Annotated in this window: 13 protein-coding genes; 1 reads left to right on the plus strand and 12 read right to left on the minus strand. The window is 37.2% G+C overall.

The window, feature by feature from the left end:
• Positions 1 to 1,475 precede the first annotated feature (1,475 nt).
• A complete protein-coding gene (locus tag H4J62_RS16780; RefSeq protein ID WP_182217249.1) occupies positions 1,476 to 2,816 on the plus strand; it encodes a GGDEF domain-containing protein in 1,341 nt (446 codons plus the stop codon).
• Positions 2,817 to 3,027: 211 nt separating this feature from the next.
• Here H4J62_RS16780 and H4J62_RS16785 read toward each other — a convergent pair whose 3' ends face one another.
• The 12 genes from H4J62_RS16785 to selD all read right to left on the minus strand — a co-directional run bounded on the left by H4J62_RS16785 (position 3,028) and on the right by selD (position 17,890).
• Positions 3,028 to 3,546 (minus strand): gamma-glutamylcyclotransferase family protein, encoded by a 519-nt coding sequence (locus H4J62_RS16785; RefSeq protein WP_182217251.1) that lies wholly within the window; start codon positions 3,544 to 3,546, stop codon positions 3,028 to 3,030.
• A 289-nt stretch (positions 3,547 to 3,835) separates the two neighbouring features.
• On the minus strand, positions 3,836 to 5,590 hold the full coding sequence (locus tag H4J62_RS16790) for a sensor histidine kinase (RefSeq protein WP_182217252.1): 1,755 nt from the start codon (positions 5,588 to 5,590) through the stop codon (positions 3,836 to 3,838).
• Positions 5,591 to 5,806: 216 nt separating this feature from the next.
• The gene (locus H4J62_RS16795; protein WP_182217254.1) at positions 5,807 to 6,406 is read right to left on the minus strand and encodes a hypothetical protein; all 600 of its coding nucleotides are present in this window, start codon (positions 6,404 to 6,406) and stop codon (positions 5,807 to 5,809) included.
• A 311-nt stretch (positions 6,407 to 6,717) separates the two neighbouring features.
• A complete protein-coding gene (locus H4J62_RS16800) occupies positions 6,718 to 7,272 on the minus strand; it encodes a GNAT family N-acetyltransferase (RefSeq protein WP_182217256.1) in 555 nt (184 codons plus the stop codon).
• Between the two features lie 383 nt (positions 7,273 to 7,655).
• Positions 7,656 to 8,981, minus strand: coding sequence for an aspartate aminotransferase family protein (locus H4J62_RS16805; protein WP_182217258.1), 1,326 nt, complete (start codon positions 8,979 to 8,981; stop codon positions 7,656 to 7,658).
• 299 nt (positions 8,982 to 9,280) lie between these two features.
• Positions 9,281 to 9,985 carry a TorF family putative porin gene (locus H4J62_RS16810; protein WP_182217260.1) on the minus strand — a complete coding sequence of 235 codons (705 nt, stop codon included), beginning with the start codon at positions 9,983 to 9,985 and terminating at the stop codon, positions 9,281 to 9,283.
• 45 nt (positions 9,986 to 10,030) lie between these two features.
• Positions 10,031 to 11,248, minus strand: coding sequence for a BCCT family transporter (locus H4J62_RS16815; protein ID WP_182217262.1), 1,218 nt, complete (start codon positions 11,246 to 11,248; stop codon positions 10,031 to 10,033).
• A 203-nt stretch (positions 11,249 to 11,451) separates the two neighbouring features.
• Entirely contained in the window at positions 11,452 to 13,092 is a 1,641-nt protein-coding gene (betA, locus tag H4J62_RS16820; protein ID WP_182217264.1) for a choline dehydrogenase, read from the minus strand.
• 88 nt (positions 13,093 to 13,180) lie between these two features.
• Positions 13,181 to 14,644, minus strand: a complete 1,464-nt coding sequence (gene betB, locus H4J62_RS16825) for a betaine-aldehyde dehydrogenase (protein ID WP_182217266.1) — start codon at positions 14,642 to 14,644, stop codon at positions 13,181 to 13,183.
• Complete coding sequence (betI, locus tag H4J62_RS16830; protein ID WP_182217268.1) at positions 14,635 to 15,240, minus strand: transcriptional regulator BetI; 606 nt, start codon at positions 15,238 to 15,240, stop codon at positions 14,635 to 14,637. Before betI ends, betB begins: the two co-directional genes overlap by 10 nt.
• A gap of 512 nt (positions 15,241 to 15,752) precedes the next feature.
• Complete coding sequence (gene mnmH / locus H4J62_RS16835; RefSeq protein ID WP_182217270.1) at positions 15,753 to 16,859, minus strand: tRNA 2-selenouridine(34) synthase MnmH; 1,107 nt, start codon at positions 16,857 to 16,859, stop codon at positions 15,753 to 15,755.
• Positions 16,859 to 17,890 (minus strand): selenide, water dikinase SelD, encoded by a 1,032-nt coding sequence (gene selD, locus H4J62_RS16840; RefSeq protein WP_182217272.1) that lies wholly within the window; start codon positions 17,888 to 17,890, stop codon positions 16,859 to 16,861. Before selD ends, mnmH begins: the two co-directional genes overlap by 1 nt.
• Between the last annotated feature and the right edge of the window lie 80 nt (positions 17,891 to 17,970).

A 17,970-nucleotide genomic window follows, 5' to 3' on the forward strand; every position in this document is an offset into this window, starting at 1 on the left:
TCGGAAGCAGCCCATAATTTAGCACCTTTGATTGCATTTGGGACAAGACGTAAATCGTGAGCTAGTTTATTTAGATTATTGATCAAAGCGTCCATATAACGACGGTGTATCCTTGTATAGCTAACAGCTTATTAGACCGAAAAACTAAGCAGTAGACCACACTTAGCATTCTTTGTTTATTTACAGTTACAATTATCATACTTTACAACATAATAAAAACATTAACATTTTATTATTATTAAACATTTCAAAAGGTGCAACACCGAATCTTTCGGTATTTCGGCAAAAGAAAGGAAAACACCACTAACTGTATAAAAGAACAGTAAAATTAATTGTTATTTAAAATATAGTAAATAAGCTATAAATTTTGTGTGTGATCAGGTGGGGTAACTTCGATTTTTCTAACTGTAATAATTATCAACTTTTAATGGCGGCATCTAACAGATATCTTTTTGCCATCGACTATTCAAATTCTCTCCGTAATGTTACGTCGCGAATAATGCCATTAAATATTGCTGTCTTACTAACATCAAGATAAAGGCCAGAAATCTTTGCTGGCTTGACTCAGGCGTTAATACTTGATGCTGAAGTGCTTCGCTGAACTTTAACTACATTAAATAATGAAAAGCCTTATTTTTAGAGCCTTTGTTTATGTCTACAATATATAGAATATCTTAAAGTATGTGCATATATAACTTTGTCTAACGCTTGCGGTAAAAAATATTTTCATTAAATACCATTATTAAATGATATTAACTCTTATCAGAAACAAGATAATAAGTGGTTTGCTTTCCCCTACTTATGCTTGTTGATGTAATGCAAATATACTTCAACATTGGCATGCAGCTATTCTGATAATCACAAACCGGGTAATCTATAAAGATTAACAACTAGAGTTTTTTTTGTTGCAAGAGTATTGAAACGTTTATCATTGTCGAGTCTTATCTAAGGCCTACTGGTCCTCTTTCTTTTTTATATGCCGTTTTTTTTAGAACCATGTTAAACTTAAAAAAAAATTTTTTACGGGTATCATGTTGGCTTATCGATGGATATTTAAAATATTATTTATGGTTGTTTTGTTCCCCTTTTTGGCTTCTGCAGAAAGTGAACACGATGATAATGAGGTAATAAATAACTATTTAAAATTACAAAACCTAATACACCTTCAAGGCGATCAACATAACGCTTTTATTTCCACCTTGCTCACACAAATTAACAACTCAGACTATACATTTCTCAAACCCGCTGTTTTTGCAAATTTAGCTGTCCTTAATATTAACGCTGGCAATAAGGCTAAGGGGCAAGAATATTTAGCTGATGCTATTCAAGCATTTAATAACACTTCTTATAATAAGTATACCAACAGTGCTCTGTACAAAGTAAGTCGAGCATACTTACTGATAGGTCAGTATGCTAAAGCCATTGAGTATACTAATCAGCTAAATGCCTTCGCTGTTGAGCATAATGGCAAAAAAATGGAAGTTAGAGCACTGCTTAACTTAGGTTTGATTTATGCTGAATTGCAATTATATGATTTAGCAGAGTTACGGCTTAATAAGTCTTTGGAAAAAGCTGCCTCTCTGGGAGATAATAAGCTCGAACATTTAACCATACTCTATTTATCAGGTGTTAAAATTAATCAACCCGATAGCAATAATCAAGATATCCTCAAATTAATTAATAGAGCTAAGTCTATTTATGAAAGCATTGGTTATTTAGAGCGGCTAGAAGGATTAACTTACGCAAGAATGGCAAGAGCTAACAAAGCTGAAGAATTGCTATTACAATCACTTTCTTTAGCGGTTAATAATCAAGATGTTCGTCTTAGCCAAATAACAAATCAAAGTATTGCCTCATTTTATTTTACCCAGAAAAATTTTACTCTAGCGTTAGCTCATGCAAAGGAGTCACTTAAAATAGCAATAGAATTAGGCCATAAAACAGAGGTTTCTGAACTCAACTATTTACTAGCGAAAATTTACAAGAGTTTAAATGATGACAAGAACACTTTGATTCATCTCTTGGCTTATGTTGAATTTCAAAACTCTAATCAAGCTAAAGCGTTTGTCGATATGCTCTATGAAATGGATAAAAATATAGCAATAGATAAAAAATTTGCATCTCTTGAAAACGAAAAACTTTTAAATCAAATAGCTATACAAAAAAGTGAAAAATATAACCAACTCTTTATCTTCATCATAATACTAATAAGTGTTTTATCATTCGTTATGCTATTACTTTGGAAAAATAGAAATAAAATGATGCTAGAAAAAATCAGCTATTCAATGCGCGATAATTTAACAGGTTGCTACGTTAGAAATTACTTAGATGATTACTTACCAGGGCTTAAGTCTAGATTTGAACGACGTGATAGCACTACCAAAGAGTCTGTCGGTGTAGTAATGGTAGATTGTGATAACTTAAAACCGATTAACGATAACTATGGACACGCCGCAGGTGATGAAGTTTTAAAAGCTATAGCGACGACACTTTCAAATCAATTGCGCAGCAGTGACGTTCTCGTTAGATGGGGAGGCGATGAGTTCGTTTTATTATGCGAAAATATTTCCTTAACAGAGTTAGGTAATTTAAGTGAACGTGTAAATGCATCAATAGATAAGCTTGATATTATTTTTGAGAAAAACAATATCTCAGTAACTGTTTCTTCAGGATTTGCATTGCATGATATTAGCAGCGGCTTTAATTTCTATAATCTTTTAAAGTGTGCCGATAATTATTTATATCAGTCAAAAAAACAAGGTAAAAACGCTAAAAACGGCGGTATGTATGTACCCAATACGGATTATCAAATATAAACACTTCAATATTCACCTAATTCCTCAAGGTATACATGGATTGCAGATTTACATATAGTTTGATTTTATATATTACACAAACCCATGTCCTGAACGGTGTTACGCTTTAACCTCTTTTTAATGCTTACTTAAGACTATTAACCAATCTAACTCAAATAATCTTATTGTTTGCTTAAATGCCATTTTATGCCTTTATAAATCTCTGAATTCCTCAGGCACAGTCTTTTTGAATAGTGTGTGAACTATACATTGCCCGTTCCTTTGTTTCTCTCTCTTTATTTGGATCTTCTATACAGACAACAGATTCGATAATAGCGAGATAATCCGTAGATAGCTTTGTTTCTTTTGCCCCAACAATGACGTGATTTAGGTACCATGTATATGGTTTTAATGAAGGGTCTATTTTAATTGCGCAATAAATTAGTGCTTCGAACGTTTTTCCCTGTTCATTTATTACAGATACTGTTTTTTCATTATACCCAGACCCTAAACTTTCGGCTCTATCTAAAATGGGTTTCTCATTTTCATCTATCTCAAAAAGAGCGCCTACGACCATGTCATCACTATTATTCGTATAAAAAGAGTCGCATTTACCTGATCCATCTTTGCCACTCATATTAAAACGCAACTGATGATTTTTAAGACTTACTGTGTCAATTTTTTGGGCACTTGGCACCCTTTGTTGAAGTCTTATAAGAGACATGTTTGAACCATATGCAAAATACTTCATCAAAACTCCTGTGCGATTAATACCTGTTCAACAGGCAAATAATTATTGGTTAAAAATATAGAACACAAACATTTAACTATTTATTGTTTGAAATTCTATGACATCGGCTTAAAGGGTAACAAAAAAACATTAGCTTTTACATGTTCGTATTGCTTATATGTTTACGCTTGGGATGGCTTAACCGTTAGTATGGAGCTTAACTCAAATAAGTCATTTTGATTTTTCATATAAACTACTCGAAAAATCAAAGCATACATTACCCCAGCACTTAGTTTATATAAGATGTTTCTTAATCTAAGGGTAATGCGATAACAAATTGTGTAGATTCATCAACCGTACTAAAACAGGTAACTTTACCGTTCAAAATTTGAGTGACTAGGTTATAGAGGATACTTAGCCCTAGACCAGAACCTTTTTGCCGTTGCGTTGTATAAAAAGGTTCAAACACCTTTTCTATCTTTCCCACTTCAATACCACAACCATTATCTTGCACCGTAAGCATTAGCATTTCATTTTGTACTTTAAAACTGATTTTTATTTGACCATTAATTATTCCTTTAAATGCATGAGTTAAGGCGTTATCAATCAAAATAGTTACTATTTGTGCAATCGTACCTGGTGATGTTAAAAGGGGTAAGGTTTCATCTCCTGATAAAAATATTTTTATATTCTTTTCACTAACTAGAGACGACAATGTCGAAATAATATCATTTAAATATTTAAAGAAATTTATTGTACGCTTTTCATCATTTGATTGGTCAACGGCTATCCTCTGAAAATTCCTTACCAATTCAGAGGCCCGCTCTAAATTACGTAAAATTATATCGCTACTACCAATCAAGCTGTTACATTGATTAACAAACGCTGTTCTTCTAATTTTTCCACTTTCCACAGCTTTTTTAATCAGTTGCGCGCTATGTTCTAAATTACTAGCCCCCGTTACAGCAATACCAAGAGGCGTATTAATCTCATGGGCAACACCGGCAACTAAATTACCTAAGGCCGCCATTTTTTCAGACTCAACAAGCTGGTCTTGTGTTGACTTTAATGATTCAAATGCTACGGCTAATTTTTTGTAAGTTTGACTTAGTTCTTTCGTACGCTCTTCAACTTTTTCTTCTAATTCATCTCGAGCTTTACTTAACTCGACCTGCATATTTTTTAATTCAGAAATGTCATCGTAAGTACCAACGATACCAATAACTTCATTAAACTCATTAATAATCGGTCGTTTAGAGGTGCGTAACCAGATGGTTTTTCCATTAGCATGGGTTTGAGGTTCTTCTGAAGCGATTAAATGCTCTCTTGAGGTCATTGTATGAGCGTCATCTGACCTATACAGCTCTGCTTGTTCAGGGAAGATATCAAAATCAGTCACTCCAACAATGTCAGAAGGCGAATTAAGATGGGCATCATTTGAAAAAGCTTTGTTACTTCCTAAATAAACAGATTCTCTATTTTTCCAAAAAACACGCTGTGGCATTAGGTTCAATACGGTTTGAAGCGTGTTGATTTGTGTACCTTTTTGCCTATTTGTATGGTCGGCAGAAAAAACATAATGAATGAATTGATAGAGCGGGCTAGATGTTTTAATCACGGTATTAGGCGTATTCGCTTGATAGCTAATTACACCTATAAGCTCATCATCCACACTAAAGGGTAACACAAAGCAATTATCGTCTTGAGAATCGCTAAAACCTGTTTTGTTTAAGAAACTAACAGTGACTTGGCTTTTACTTTGTTTTATTTCTTGTAATTGACGATTTAACAAACAAATGGTGTCGGGTAATTCGCTTTGATTTACATTAACAACGACACGCTCTTCACTTAGCTCATTATTTTGCGTGTTCAAACAGTAACTATTGTAATGTGACTTTTTATTTTGAATATCTTTGTAAACTACGGTAAAAATAAAGAATGGACTGTTCAAGAGCATTGACAGCTTTTTCATCGCGAAAGAAAAATGCTCTGTATTGGTGAAATTAGTTTCTGAATCTAATGATAATAAACGTATAAACTCTAATTGTTGTTCACTATTAGTCACTTAGGTGCCCTTTCTTAGTTATACCCCTATTAAATATATATGATGATTGAAATTAAGCATAATTATTTACTGATGTAAAAATAAACAGCAGGATAAACTGCCATTAGATAAGCTATGCCTAACGCCCTTTTATTTAATAAGTGTTTATATCCCTATCTAGGTTTGGTGCGAACACCGGGTATGGTATCGGTTAATACCGATACCTCCACTAAGCAATTACTCTCTATTTTTAATGTAAAGCCTGATACCAAAGGTGGTTAGGGTTGCTAATAGTAATAAACCTAAAACGCCAAAAACTAAATTTACATTTTTAAATGGCGTCCATTGAAGGTAATGAATTTTATAAAGTCTGTTGATTAACTTAGTATCATCGCCCTTCTGGCTTAACCTTAAGCTTACCCAATCAAGATTTATTTCAACACCTGTGCTAGTTTTTGCATTTGTTCCATCAATAGAAATAATGTCGCCATAACGTTCTTTGTTTTCTGAAAGCGCATCATCAATAAGGCGTTTATATTCTAACTTAGTTGGCAACCCTTTAACTTGAAGCGTAATAGGGTCTAAATGTTCCGTTTTTCCTTGCGATTTAACTAATAAATGATGACCTAAAACAGTTTTGATGAGTTTAACTTCACTCCAATTTTCTTGTGGATCAACTAATAACTGTGTTTCTAGGGGATAAGTTTTTAATGATAATTGTTCATAAGCCCCTTTGTAGCCGGGTTTTATAAAAAATATGACACCGGTAATTGTCCAACCAAACATTGGTAATATGAGGATTAAACCTATGAATCTATGTATTTTTCTACTTGTCATTTTATCTATCTTATTGTTGGAGACTGAAATCTTAATTGCATAATAACAGCAATAACCCGCTCATTAGTAAAATGCAATGAGATGGAGTCAAGCGCTACAATTAATGAATGCTACTTATTAGTAGGTTTGTTATGTATAGGTTTAATAAGTGGCTGTGAAAAACGCAACAGTAACAGTAAACCTATAATTGCCGCTGCAAAGAAAAGGTACTCACCAAAAGTGCAGTTCTCTTGCTGTATTTCTCGATGTTACTTTTTTAATCTAGCCATTTTAGCCTCATTGAGACTGACTGTTTTGATACACGGTTGACATTATTCATTAATGGGTATTATTTTAGGTCGGTAAAGTGAACCCAAAATACCCCCAAAGAGATTTTTATAGATCGCTTCTATCTCTTCTTTGGAGATACTGCCACCATGTATTAGCATTTCAAGTACCTCCCCTGGCTCTTTAACTAGGTAACCAGAAGAACTAAAGCCATTGTTTAAATAGAATGCTTTTCGTTTAACTCGTTGTGGATAGTTTTGTTGTTGTACTTGAAGTTCTTCAATATTTAATACAACTCTGTTTTCATGCTTCTCTTTCAATGCGTCTAATACCTTACTCCCATAACCAGACGAACGCTGATCCTCTGCTATAGCAAAGAAATGAACAAAAACAGTATCTTTATACTCGGTAAGATAGATTAAACCAATCCAGTTGTTATTTTCATAAAGAACGCTAAAGCCGTCCTTCCCTTTTCTCAATATGAAGCGAAGCAACCAAGAAGGAACACGCCTTACTGTCGTAAAAGCCTCTTTATAAAGCTCAATAACATTTCTATAATTAACGTCATATTTAGAAAGTGGGCTGAATTTTATGCTCATAGTATTACTCATATCCTTTGAATCTATTGATTAGTAGTCAGGGCTTTTGTACCTTAGCCGTATATGTTTTTAAAGTGCTTGTGCTTTAACTAACATCGTTAGATATTTAACCACTCCATGGCTAAGCCAATATAAATACGCACAACCAAAAGTAACGCGTTACCTTTAAGTTATTGATATAGTTGTTACTTATTAAGTCACTTTATAAAAAGCATAACATTGAGGATTAACATCCATTTTAGGTTTCACTGCTTAACATGGCATTAAGCAATGAAAATTTAGTCCATTTATCGCTAATTGACGTCGGATCAATAGCGATAAATTTTTACTACTAGGCTACCTAAATAATAAGTTAGGTCTACAAATTGAAAAAAAACTTCTAGTTACTGCGCGTTAATCGCGGCGCTCATTGATTGCTCAGCAACTTGCTCTAACCACTTAAGATCGACAGTTTGGTGGGCTTCACAAATAAACCAAGGTTCACGTGAATCCGGCTCTAACATCACGCCATTGTCGATTAAGTTAAGCGCGAATTGCGTATAAAGATCACTGTTCGTTTTTTTCCAATCACGATAATTTTGTGGTACTTCACTACCAAAATGTACGCCAAACATTGCATCGGGTCCTGCAAAACAATGTTCAATATCAAATTTTGTAAATACTCTTGAGAGTAACGCTTGAATTTTTTGACCTACTGTCGCAATCGTTTCAAGTGCATCGGTTTCTTTAAGCACGGTTAATGTCGCTTTAGCTGCGCTCAGTGCCACCATATTAGCGGTATAAGTGCCGCCGTGAGTTACCCCGTCTTTTGCAAATGATATAGCATCCATAACATTAGCTTTACCACCAAAAGCAGCAATCGGGTAACCGTTGCCCATAGCTTTTGCATACGTGGTTAAATCAGCATAGATACCATATAAGGCTTGTGCTCCGCCCTTGGCAACACGAAAACCCGTTTTGACTTCGTCCATAATTAGCAAAGAACCATTGGTATCACAAGTGTCACGCAACTTTTGCATATAGGCTTGCGTTGAGGCAATCGAGCCACAGTTACCCATGATAGGTTCAATCAATATAGCCGCAATATCATGACCATGTTCAGCGAAAACAGTATCGATAGCTTTAAAATCGTTAAGCGGTACACTTACTTGATGTTCACGCGTACTTTGTGGGATACCTGCGCCAAAAGGTATAATTTCAGGCGCGTTTTCATCAGTGATTTCCCAGTTATCTACATCAGATTTCCACATCACTTCATCATGCAGTCCATGAAAGCCACCTTCAACCACGACTATTTTATTACGTTTTGTAAATCCACGAGCGGTGCGCACTGCGCCAATAACCGCTTCGGTACCTGAATTAGCAAAGCGCATTTTATCGATATTAGGGCAAAGTGACTTCACCAATTCAACCACATCAGAATCAAGACCGGTAGAGAAACCCGAAATGGTGCCAACGCTAGTGATCGCGTTAATCACTTCATTGTCTACGCGTTCGTCACGATAGCCGAGAATAATTGGGCCATAGGCTAAACGAAAATCAACAAACGTTTGTTGATCACAATCGGTGATGGTACAGCCTTTCATGCTGCTTAAAAATACGGTGTTTTCTTCACCCCAATAACGGTAGCTGTCTGCAACCCCTAACGGCATATTTTCGTGGGCTCTTTTAAGCATAGCATTGCTTTGGGGCTTATGTGGTTTAGTCATGATCGCTCTTTATATCACTGAATGTTTTAAACATTAATTAACGTAAATTTTATCGGGTGATAATACAGGGATAGCGCAATTTCAGGAAGAGTAAATCTTTTAATTAGTCAGGTATTCGTCTTTTAAAGGGGTAAATTAGCTAATAAAGTCATGGTGACCGGGTATAACCAAGCCTAAAAACTACCGTTGCTGTTTATCCATAACACTAAAAAAAGCCTCAGTGATAACCACTGAGGCTTAGATAATAAGTCGATAGCTCGTTGAACTACCTACAATAAACGTTATTTAATCCAATACAATTATAAGCTGAAGGTATGAGATACAGATAACACTACACGGGTATCAGCCAAATCAATGTTCATATTTGTATCTTCAAGAGCAAGATCAACATCAAAGCCGTTCCAATTGGTCATATATTCAACGCGATAATGGTTGTAAGCATCTTTGGCGTTCCACGACCATTTATCTTTATTCGCTGACATTGAACGATCAAAACTTACCTTGATATTATGACCCGGTTTAACTTCAAACGTATGAGCAACCATAGCAATATAATGATTAACATCAAGACCAAAATAATCCCAGCTATACCAAAAGTTTACTTCACTATTACCCATCGATGAACTGTAGCCAAATTTTGCATAAGCTTCAGGATAGTTGTATGTATCTGACACGTTATCGCCGTGGTACGTATAGTAAGCAATACCTGCATCTAGTCCTATTTTTTCGTTAAGTTGAAAATATTGACCAACATAGGCATCCCACTCAATGCTAGTGTCTTCATAGCGACCAAAGTCAACGTTTGACGCCCAAGTTCCAGCATAAAAGCCGCTATCATCTGCATAATCCAAACTCGCTTGTAATGCTGGATCGTTGCCTGTTTGGCTAACACCGTTAAAGGTATAATCAGAGGCTATGTTAACTGTTGCAGACACATCAGCTAGTGCGGTTGAAGATAATGTTAATAGGCAACTTGCGGCTATAGCTATAATACTTTTATTCATTTAGTTTCTCTTTTTATTTAGTATTCAAATACAAAATGGTCGGTGCTATTCGACTAATTCGATTTTAGTAAAATCAATTTTATTTTCTTTCGGTGAACGCTCAATTTCGCTAACGGCTTTAAACTTGTTAAACAGGATATAACCAAAGCAAGTAAAAAAGAGTCCAATAACGACAGCGCCAACCCATTGGATTTGCAAGAAATCTAATTTAAATAACAGGGTAAGTAAACTAAGAGCAATTAAGTTGCCGAAGAAATATTTCACTCTGCCCAGCCTTGCAACACTCAAGTTCAAATTATCAGTATAGAGACGGATCAATGAATCAAGTGAGTTAATAACGAAGGTTATGCCAACAAATGCCATCGCGATATTATAGAAACCAGCGGTCTCTAGCCCATTTGCACTGTAGTAATACAGTACTGAGAACCATATGGCGATTGGAATAGAAGGAAAAACCAACATCGCTGCCAATACTTGATAAGTACGAAGACCTCCAACAAACCGAGAAGTAAACTGGCCAATCATAATGCTCCAAGCAAACCACCAATAAAGGTAAAATTCATGGTAATCATTAAGAGGCAAAGCAAATTCGTGGATATTACCAAAGTAACCGCCAATCATCGCGATAGTGTTGGCAAACTCACCAATACTTGAGGTTTCTGAAAGAAAAGCCCCACCCCACATTAGACCAATCAATGCCAAAAATAACCAAGTAGTTGCCAAACTTAATATTTTTACGTAACGAATATTAGTACTTGAATAAACCGCTGCAGCTATGACTAAAAATACAATCAAATAGAAGCTACTAACAATAGATTCACCATCGCCAAGTTCAGGCATATACCAAGGTAAATTGGTTAATAATAAATAGGCGGTAAAAGCACAGGTACCAATAATAACTACGTTATTTACCAGTTTAACCAGTGGAATTTCAAAAAAACGTACACGAGGTTCAATCACACAAAAATAGAAACAAGTTAGAAAGTAAAATCCCCAGATAAGAAATGCCCAGTAGCCAAACTCTATGGCCAACGGGTTAGTAAATCCATATTCGGGGTTGGTTGCTAAATCAGCATATCCGGCAAATTCGGTTAACGGAAACATGATCAAGCCAACATCTAGCCCAGAGGTAAACAATATAGCAATAAAGGTAAATGTTTTAACCGGTGTTACACCGACACAGCGAATATTGCCCCACCGATATAATACAAAGGCGATGGCGGTGAAGGTAAATATCAGCCCAGCTGATAACCATGTAGTCATAGTTGTCTCCTGAGTAAGGTATTAATTAATATAAACAAGTAGTACTCCTCTTTGAGGTTTATAAAAGTACACGGCAAATTTAAGCTGAAGATTTCAATTGTCGCCATCATGAAAATATCTTGATGGCGAAAATTAAGATCTAACCGCGTACTGACGATTAACGTTAGTTAATTTTTAGATTTGGCTTTAGTGCGCAATTGCTATTAATTTTGCACTAAGCTGACAGGGGCGTTTGATGGCGATAAAACTTCTCGGCCACGAATAATGTCGGCGGCACGTTCAGCGACCATTATGGTTGGTGCATTTAAATTACCGTTAGGAATAGTTGGAAATATTGACGAATCAACAACCCTTAACCCTTCAATACCATGTACTCGGGTTTGGGGATCTACAACCGACAATTCATCTGTGCCCATTTTGCATGAACATGACGGATGGTAAGCACTTTCAACAAATTGACGAACAAAAGTGTCAATTTCGTCATCACTTTGGATACCAATGCCTGGCTGTATTTCTTCACCTCGATATTTATCTAATGCGCTTTGATTGATAATGTCTCGGGTTAGGCGAACACAGGCACGAAAACCTTCGCGGTCTTCTTCGTGCTCAAGGTAATTAAAGCGTATTTGCGGGTGTGCTTTAGGATCACTTGACAAAGCCTTAATAAAACCTCTACTTTTTGGTTTATTATGACCAACATGCACCTGAAAACCATGACCTGCAAAGGCCTCTTTGCCGTCATAACGCATCGCTGCAGGTAAAAAGTGATATTGAATATCTGGCCATTCTGCGGTTGGTTTAGAGCGAATAAATCCACAAGATTCAAAGTGATTAGTCGAGCCTAATCCTTTCTTTGTTAGGATCCAACGAACACCAATCTGCAATTTACTCCACCAATCTAACTTGCCATTTAAGGTGATCGGCTGCTTACATTTAAATTGGAAGTAGAACTCAAGATGATCTTGCAAGTTTTCGCCAACGCCAGGTAAATCATGTATCAATTCAATACCGGCATCCTCAAGGACAGCTTTAGGACCAATACCTGATAGTTGCAGTATGTGGGGCGAGCCAACAGGACCTGCTGATAAAACAACATCTTTATTAGCAGCAACGTCAACTGTTTTTCCGTTGCGTTCGTAACGTACGCCAACTGCTTTTTTGCCATTAAGTAATACTTTATGTACTAAAGCATGAGTTATCACGGTTAAATTTGCACGTGCCATTGCTGGTCGTAAATAGGCGTTAGCGGTTGAACTGCGCACCCCTTTTTTTACCGTCATGTGCATTGGTCCAAAGCCTTCTTGCTGAGTACCATTATAGTCACTGGTTGCACTATATCCGGCCTCAACACCTGCATCAACAAAGGCCTTATATAATGGGTTTTTCATCTGGTTGCCATTATTAACGCCCAGTGGTCCATTTTTTCCACGATATTCATCACCGGCAAATGCCCATGTTTCTGCTTTTTTGAAATACGGTAAACAATGAGCGTAATCCCAGTTTTGGGCGCCGTTTTCCTGCCATTCATCAAAATCACGCGCGTGTCCACGAACATACACCATGCCGTTGATTGAAGATGAGCCGCCTAATACTTTACCACGAGGGCAATGCATACGTCGGCCATCAAGATTAGGCTCTGGCTCTGTTTCAAACTGCCATGCATATTTCTTGGTATTCATCGGAATAGATAAGGCGGTAGGCATTTGAATAAAAATGCTTTTGTCACTGCCGCCAGTCTCAAGTAACAAGACTTTACTGTTGCTGTCTTCACTTAGACGGTTCGCTAATACACAACCAGCAGAGCCGGCACCGACTATAATGTAATCATAATTATCACTGTTCATTTAACACTCAACTTTATTACTTTGGTTGCCAACATTTAATTTTGGCAACTATTCAAGGCTTAAGGACGCTAACTAAGCTTTAACTTTATTAAAACGGGCTGTCTAATGGCTGTAACCCAACATACACCGCTTTTATTTGCGTGTAATAATCGAGTGTTACCAGACCATTTTCACGGCCAACGCCAGATTGCTTATAACCGCCAACAGGCATTTGAGCCGGAGAAGCACCAAAACTATTTATCCAACAAATTCCTGCTTCCATTTGATGGGTCACTCGGTGAGCACGAGTAATATCTTGTGTAAACACACCTGCGGCTAAACCAAAGTCAGTCGAGTTTGCGCGTTTTATTACCTCGTCTTCGTCATCAAATGTTAATACAGACATCACTGGCCCAAAAATTTCTTCGCGGCAAATAGTCATTTGATCAGTACAGTCGGTAAAAATAGTAGGAGCGACAAAATAACCACCCGGTGCATTGTCTGGCTGAAGGGTTTTCCCGCCATGTAATAAGGTTGCCCCTTCACTAACGCCAAGCTTGATGTATTTCATCACTAGATTTAAATGCTTTAAAGAAATCAGTGCACCAAAGTTAGTCTCTTCTACCATAGGGTCACCGGCAATTATATTTTGGCTAGTGCGCTGAAGTAACTTTTCAATAAAAACGGGATAAATAGATTTTTGAACGAATACGCGTGTACCATTGGTACAAACTTCGCCTTGAGTATAAAAATTACCTAACATCGCTGCAGAAACCGCATTATCGACATCAGCATCATCAAAAATAATTAATGGCGACTTACCACCAAGCTCCATGGTGACATCTTTAAGTGTAGTAGCGGCTGCTGCCATCACTTTTTTACCGGTACCGACTTCTCCGGTAAAAGACACTTTGGCAATTTCTGTATGATGAGACAACCACGCACCTACCTCACCGGCCCCTTGAACAACATTAAATACGCCATTAGGAATACCTGCTTCTGTAAATATCTCTGCAAGTTTTAAAGCGCCTAAAGGTGTTTCTTCTGAAGGTTTAAAAATCATTGAATTACCACAGGCAAGCGCTGGTGCTGCTTTCCAACAAGCTATCTGTAGTGGGTAATTCCAAGCACCGATACCTGCGCAAATGCCTAATGGCTCGCGACGCGTGTAATAAAAATCGCCATCTACCGACTGTTGATTACCTTCAACACCTGGCGCTAACCCAGCAAAGAATTCAATCGAGTCTGCACCTGATGCTACATCGACTACTGAGGCTTCTTGCCATGGCTTACCTGTATCAAGTACTTCTACTTTAGCCAACTCATCGTTACGTTCACGTAATAAGGCAACCGCTTTAAGTAAAATACGACTTCGCTCAATTGCGCTCATTGCAGACCAAGTAGCAAATCCACGTTGCGCGCTTGCAATTGCCTGCTGTTTAATTTTTTCGTCAGCAACTTCAACTTTGTAGATAACTTTCCCTGTTGCTGGGTTAATTACTTCAAATGTTTCGCCGCTATCATTTGCCATGTAGGCACCATCGATAAAGTTTTTATAACATACTAATGACAAGATATTTCTCCATACTGCTTAAGCAGATCGACTATAAATTTTTTACAAAATTGCTCGGCTTGCCTGAACTCTTCTTCAGGACTTGGGCTTAATGCACTACGTAACCAAAAACCATCTATCATAGCTGCTGCCTGCTTAGTGGCGATGAGTGCTAAATCGTCATTTAATAATTGACGAAAAGAAAAAAGTAGATTGCTGTGCAAGCGCTTGCTGTTTATATTTTGTAGCCTTGCCAATCCTGGTTCATGCATTGATTGCGCCCAGAAACTAAGCCAAGTTTTTGTTGCGGGTTTAGAACGTTGCAATTGAGTGAAATTAGCCTCAATAATCATCATAAGTCGATCGGCTGGCTCAAGATGTTGACCTCTAACACGTTCGAGTAGCGCTAACTTCAATTGTTCAAGCAAGTGTTTAACGGTTGCTTCTACTAATTGCTGCTTGCCACCAAAGTAATGACTAATAATACCTGACGATAAGCCAGCGATCCGACTGATCGTTATTATTGTGGTGTTTTGTAAACCAAATTGTGCGACGGAATCTAAGGTAGCATCAATTAACTGTTGTTTACGTAAGGGCTTCATTCCAATTTTAGGCACTGACTTCTCGAATATTATTTTTAATTGAACGTTCAATTAATTATAATTCTAACGGTTCTGAATGAAATTATCAAGTTACTGTTATCGTTCTAGAGTGAAGGTAAGTCTATAAAATCATTTTAAATCAATATAATAAGCTACATATATGGGTATAAATATACTTTAAAACTTATAATAATAGTTAGTATACGAACTATATTTTAGGTTATAAATTGATGAGCGAGTGTAAATAAACCGCTATTTTTTAATCACGGCTAATAAATAGCGATAGATTAATTGGCTGTTTTTAATGAAATTTTAAAAATTTAACGTCAGAGTACTTGAATTTTCGCTGGGTCTTACATCAATCCACTGTTAACAAATATCTTCAGTGATCGTACTTTAAGGTGAATTGCTCGTTTAAGGGAGGGAATATGCCGCAATATGACTGTAATGTAGAACGCTCAATACGAAGCATTTGTTATTAGTATCATTCATTGCGGCTGTAGAAATTATTGATCTAGTTTGGTGTGTTACTTACCCTCTAGAAAGGCTAAACATTGGGCATTGTTACCTCGAAAGATCACCCTTTCGGACTTGAGACCTAACTGATATTGATACATAGGATCATAGTATTCTTCAAGTAATGGCTTTAACCAATCTAAATGATAGTGCGTTAGACCCTTTTGCTGTTCAGTGAATGCCTTAGTTTGAAGTATCTGTAGTTGTGCATATCTTTCTGTACCTAAACGTTTACGTACTTTAAATAAGCCGTGTGCTAAATATTCACTAAAGGCGATAAAACCTTGCTCTACGCCATACGCTGTTTGATATTGCGCAGTCATCTTTATAATATATTCTTGGAATATATGTTCAAGACGGTAGTCCAAACTTTCTTCAATGACCACAATTGGCGCTAATGTCATTGCTTGTCGCAAACTTTCAGGTAAATGTACGCTACCAATTAATCGCCCTTCATCCTCTAAGATCAACGGTTTATCTAAACTATAATTACCGGTAATGTATAATTCAGCCAATTTATTTTCAAAGTCTATCTGGTTGGGTTGTGCGGTAACAAAACCACCAAAACTTGAGCCGCGATGACCTGCAACCCCCTCTAAATCAAGACTATTGCTACAATGAGCAAGAAAAGGCGTTTTACCACTGCCGGTATTACCAGCTAAGATAGTTAATGGATGTAGAGCAAGTTGCTCTAGCTCGTTGAGTAAAAATTGACGAAGTGCTTTGTAACCCCCGATAAGCAAAGGATAATTAATACCTGATTCTTTTAGCCAACGCTGTACCGTTTGAGAGCGTAAACCGCCACGAAAACAATATAAATAGCCTTGCGGGTTTTGCTGAACAAAACTTTGCCATTGTGCCAAGCGATTATCTTTACTTTGTCCACAAACAAGTTCATTGCCAAGGTTAATGGCGGCCGCTTGTCCCTTTTTTTTGTAGCAGAGCCCTACCTCCGCTCGTTCATCATTATTCATTAGCGGAAAGTTAACAGATTGGTTAAAAGCGCCTTTTTCAAATTCAATAGGAGCGCGAACATCCATCAAAGGAATTTTATTGCGAATAATAGTGCGAAAATCGCTGCTGTCTAGTCGCTCTGTGGCAGCGGTGTTTATAATCATTACAATAAACTCACTGTAGGCGAAGTTGCAGCCACTAGTTCACCAATAGGTTGAAGATTCAGACCATTTTCTCGGCATAAAGCTTCAAAGGCTAGCTTACCTGATGGCTGAACAGCAACCAGTAAACCACCGCTAGTTTGCGGATCACATAAAAGTGTTTTTTGTTTAGGGGTTAACGGGCCAACATGTTCCCCATAACTGGTAAAGTTACGTTCACAGCCACCCGGTATACAACCTTGGTCAATGTAATCATTAACAAAGTCAATACAAGGTATTTGCTTAAAATCGACAATAGCAGCAACATTGCTACCCTGACACATTTCTAAAAGATGTCCTAAAAGTGCGAAACCGGTGACATCTGTCATTGCCGTAACAGTTTCTAGAGCTGCAAATTTTTGACCGATTATGTTTAAAGCTTTCATTTCTTGTGGCGCTAGGTGTGCATGTTCAGCTAATAATTTACCTTGCTTTTCAGCGGTAGTCATAATGCCAATACCTAACGGTTTAGTGAGATACAATAGATCGCCAACACCTGCGGTATTATTACGTTTTATTTGCTCATTATTGATTAAACCGGTAACGGCTAATCCAAAAATAGGCTCAGGTGCATCAATAGAATGTCCACCCGCTAAAGGGATCCCAGCTTCAGCACAAATAGCTCTAGCGCCATCAAGTACTTGTTGGGCAATTTCAGGCGCTAAAATATTGACTGGCCAACCTAAAATAGCAATTGCCATTATCGGCTTACCACCCATAGCATAAATATCACTGATGGCATTACACGCTGCGATTTTACCAAAATCAGTGGGATCATCAACTATCGGCATAAAGAAATCGGTAGTTGAAATAACGCCTTGGCCATTGCCTATATCAAAAACGGCTGCATCATCTTTAGTGCTATTACCCACCAATAGTTCTTTGTGTTCAGGCAATACCAGTGAAGATTTAAGCATTACATCAAGTACCGATGGGGAGATCTTGCAGCCACAACCGGCGCCGTGTGAGTATTGGGTCAAGCGAATTGGTGTCATAAGGATTCAATAAAGTAAAAGCAATAGGCTAATTTACAGTAATATTGGCACCGTTACACCTTTGTATTACGATATAGCTG

This window comes from Colwellia sp. BRX8-5, from assembly GCF_014077325.1.
Taxonomy (GTDB): domain Bacteria; phylum Pseudomonadota; class Gammaproteobacteria; order Enterobacterales; family Alteromonadaceae; genus Colwellia_A.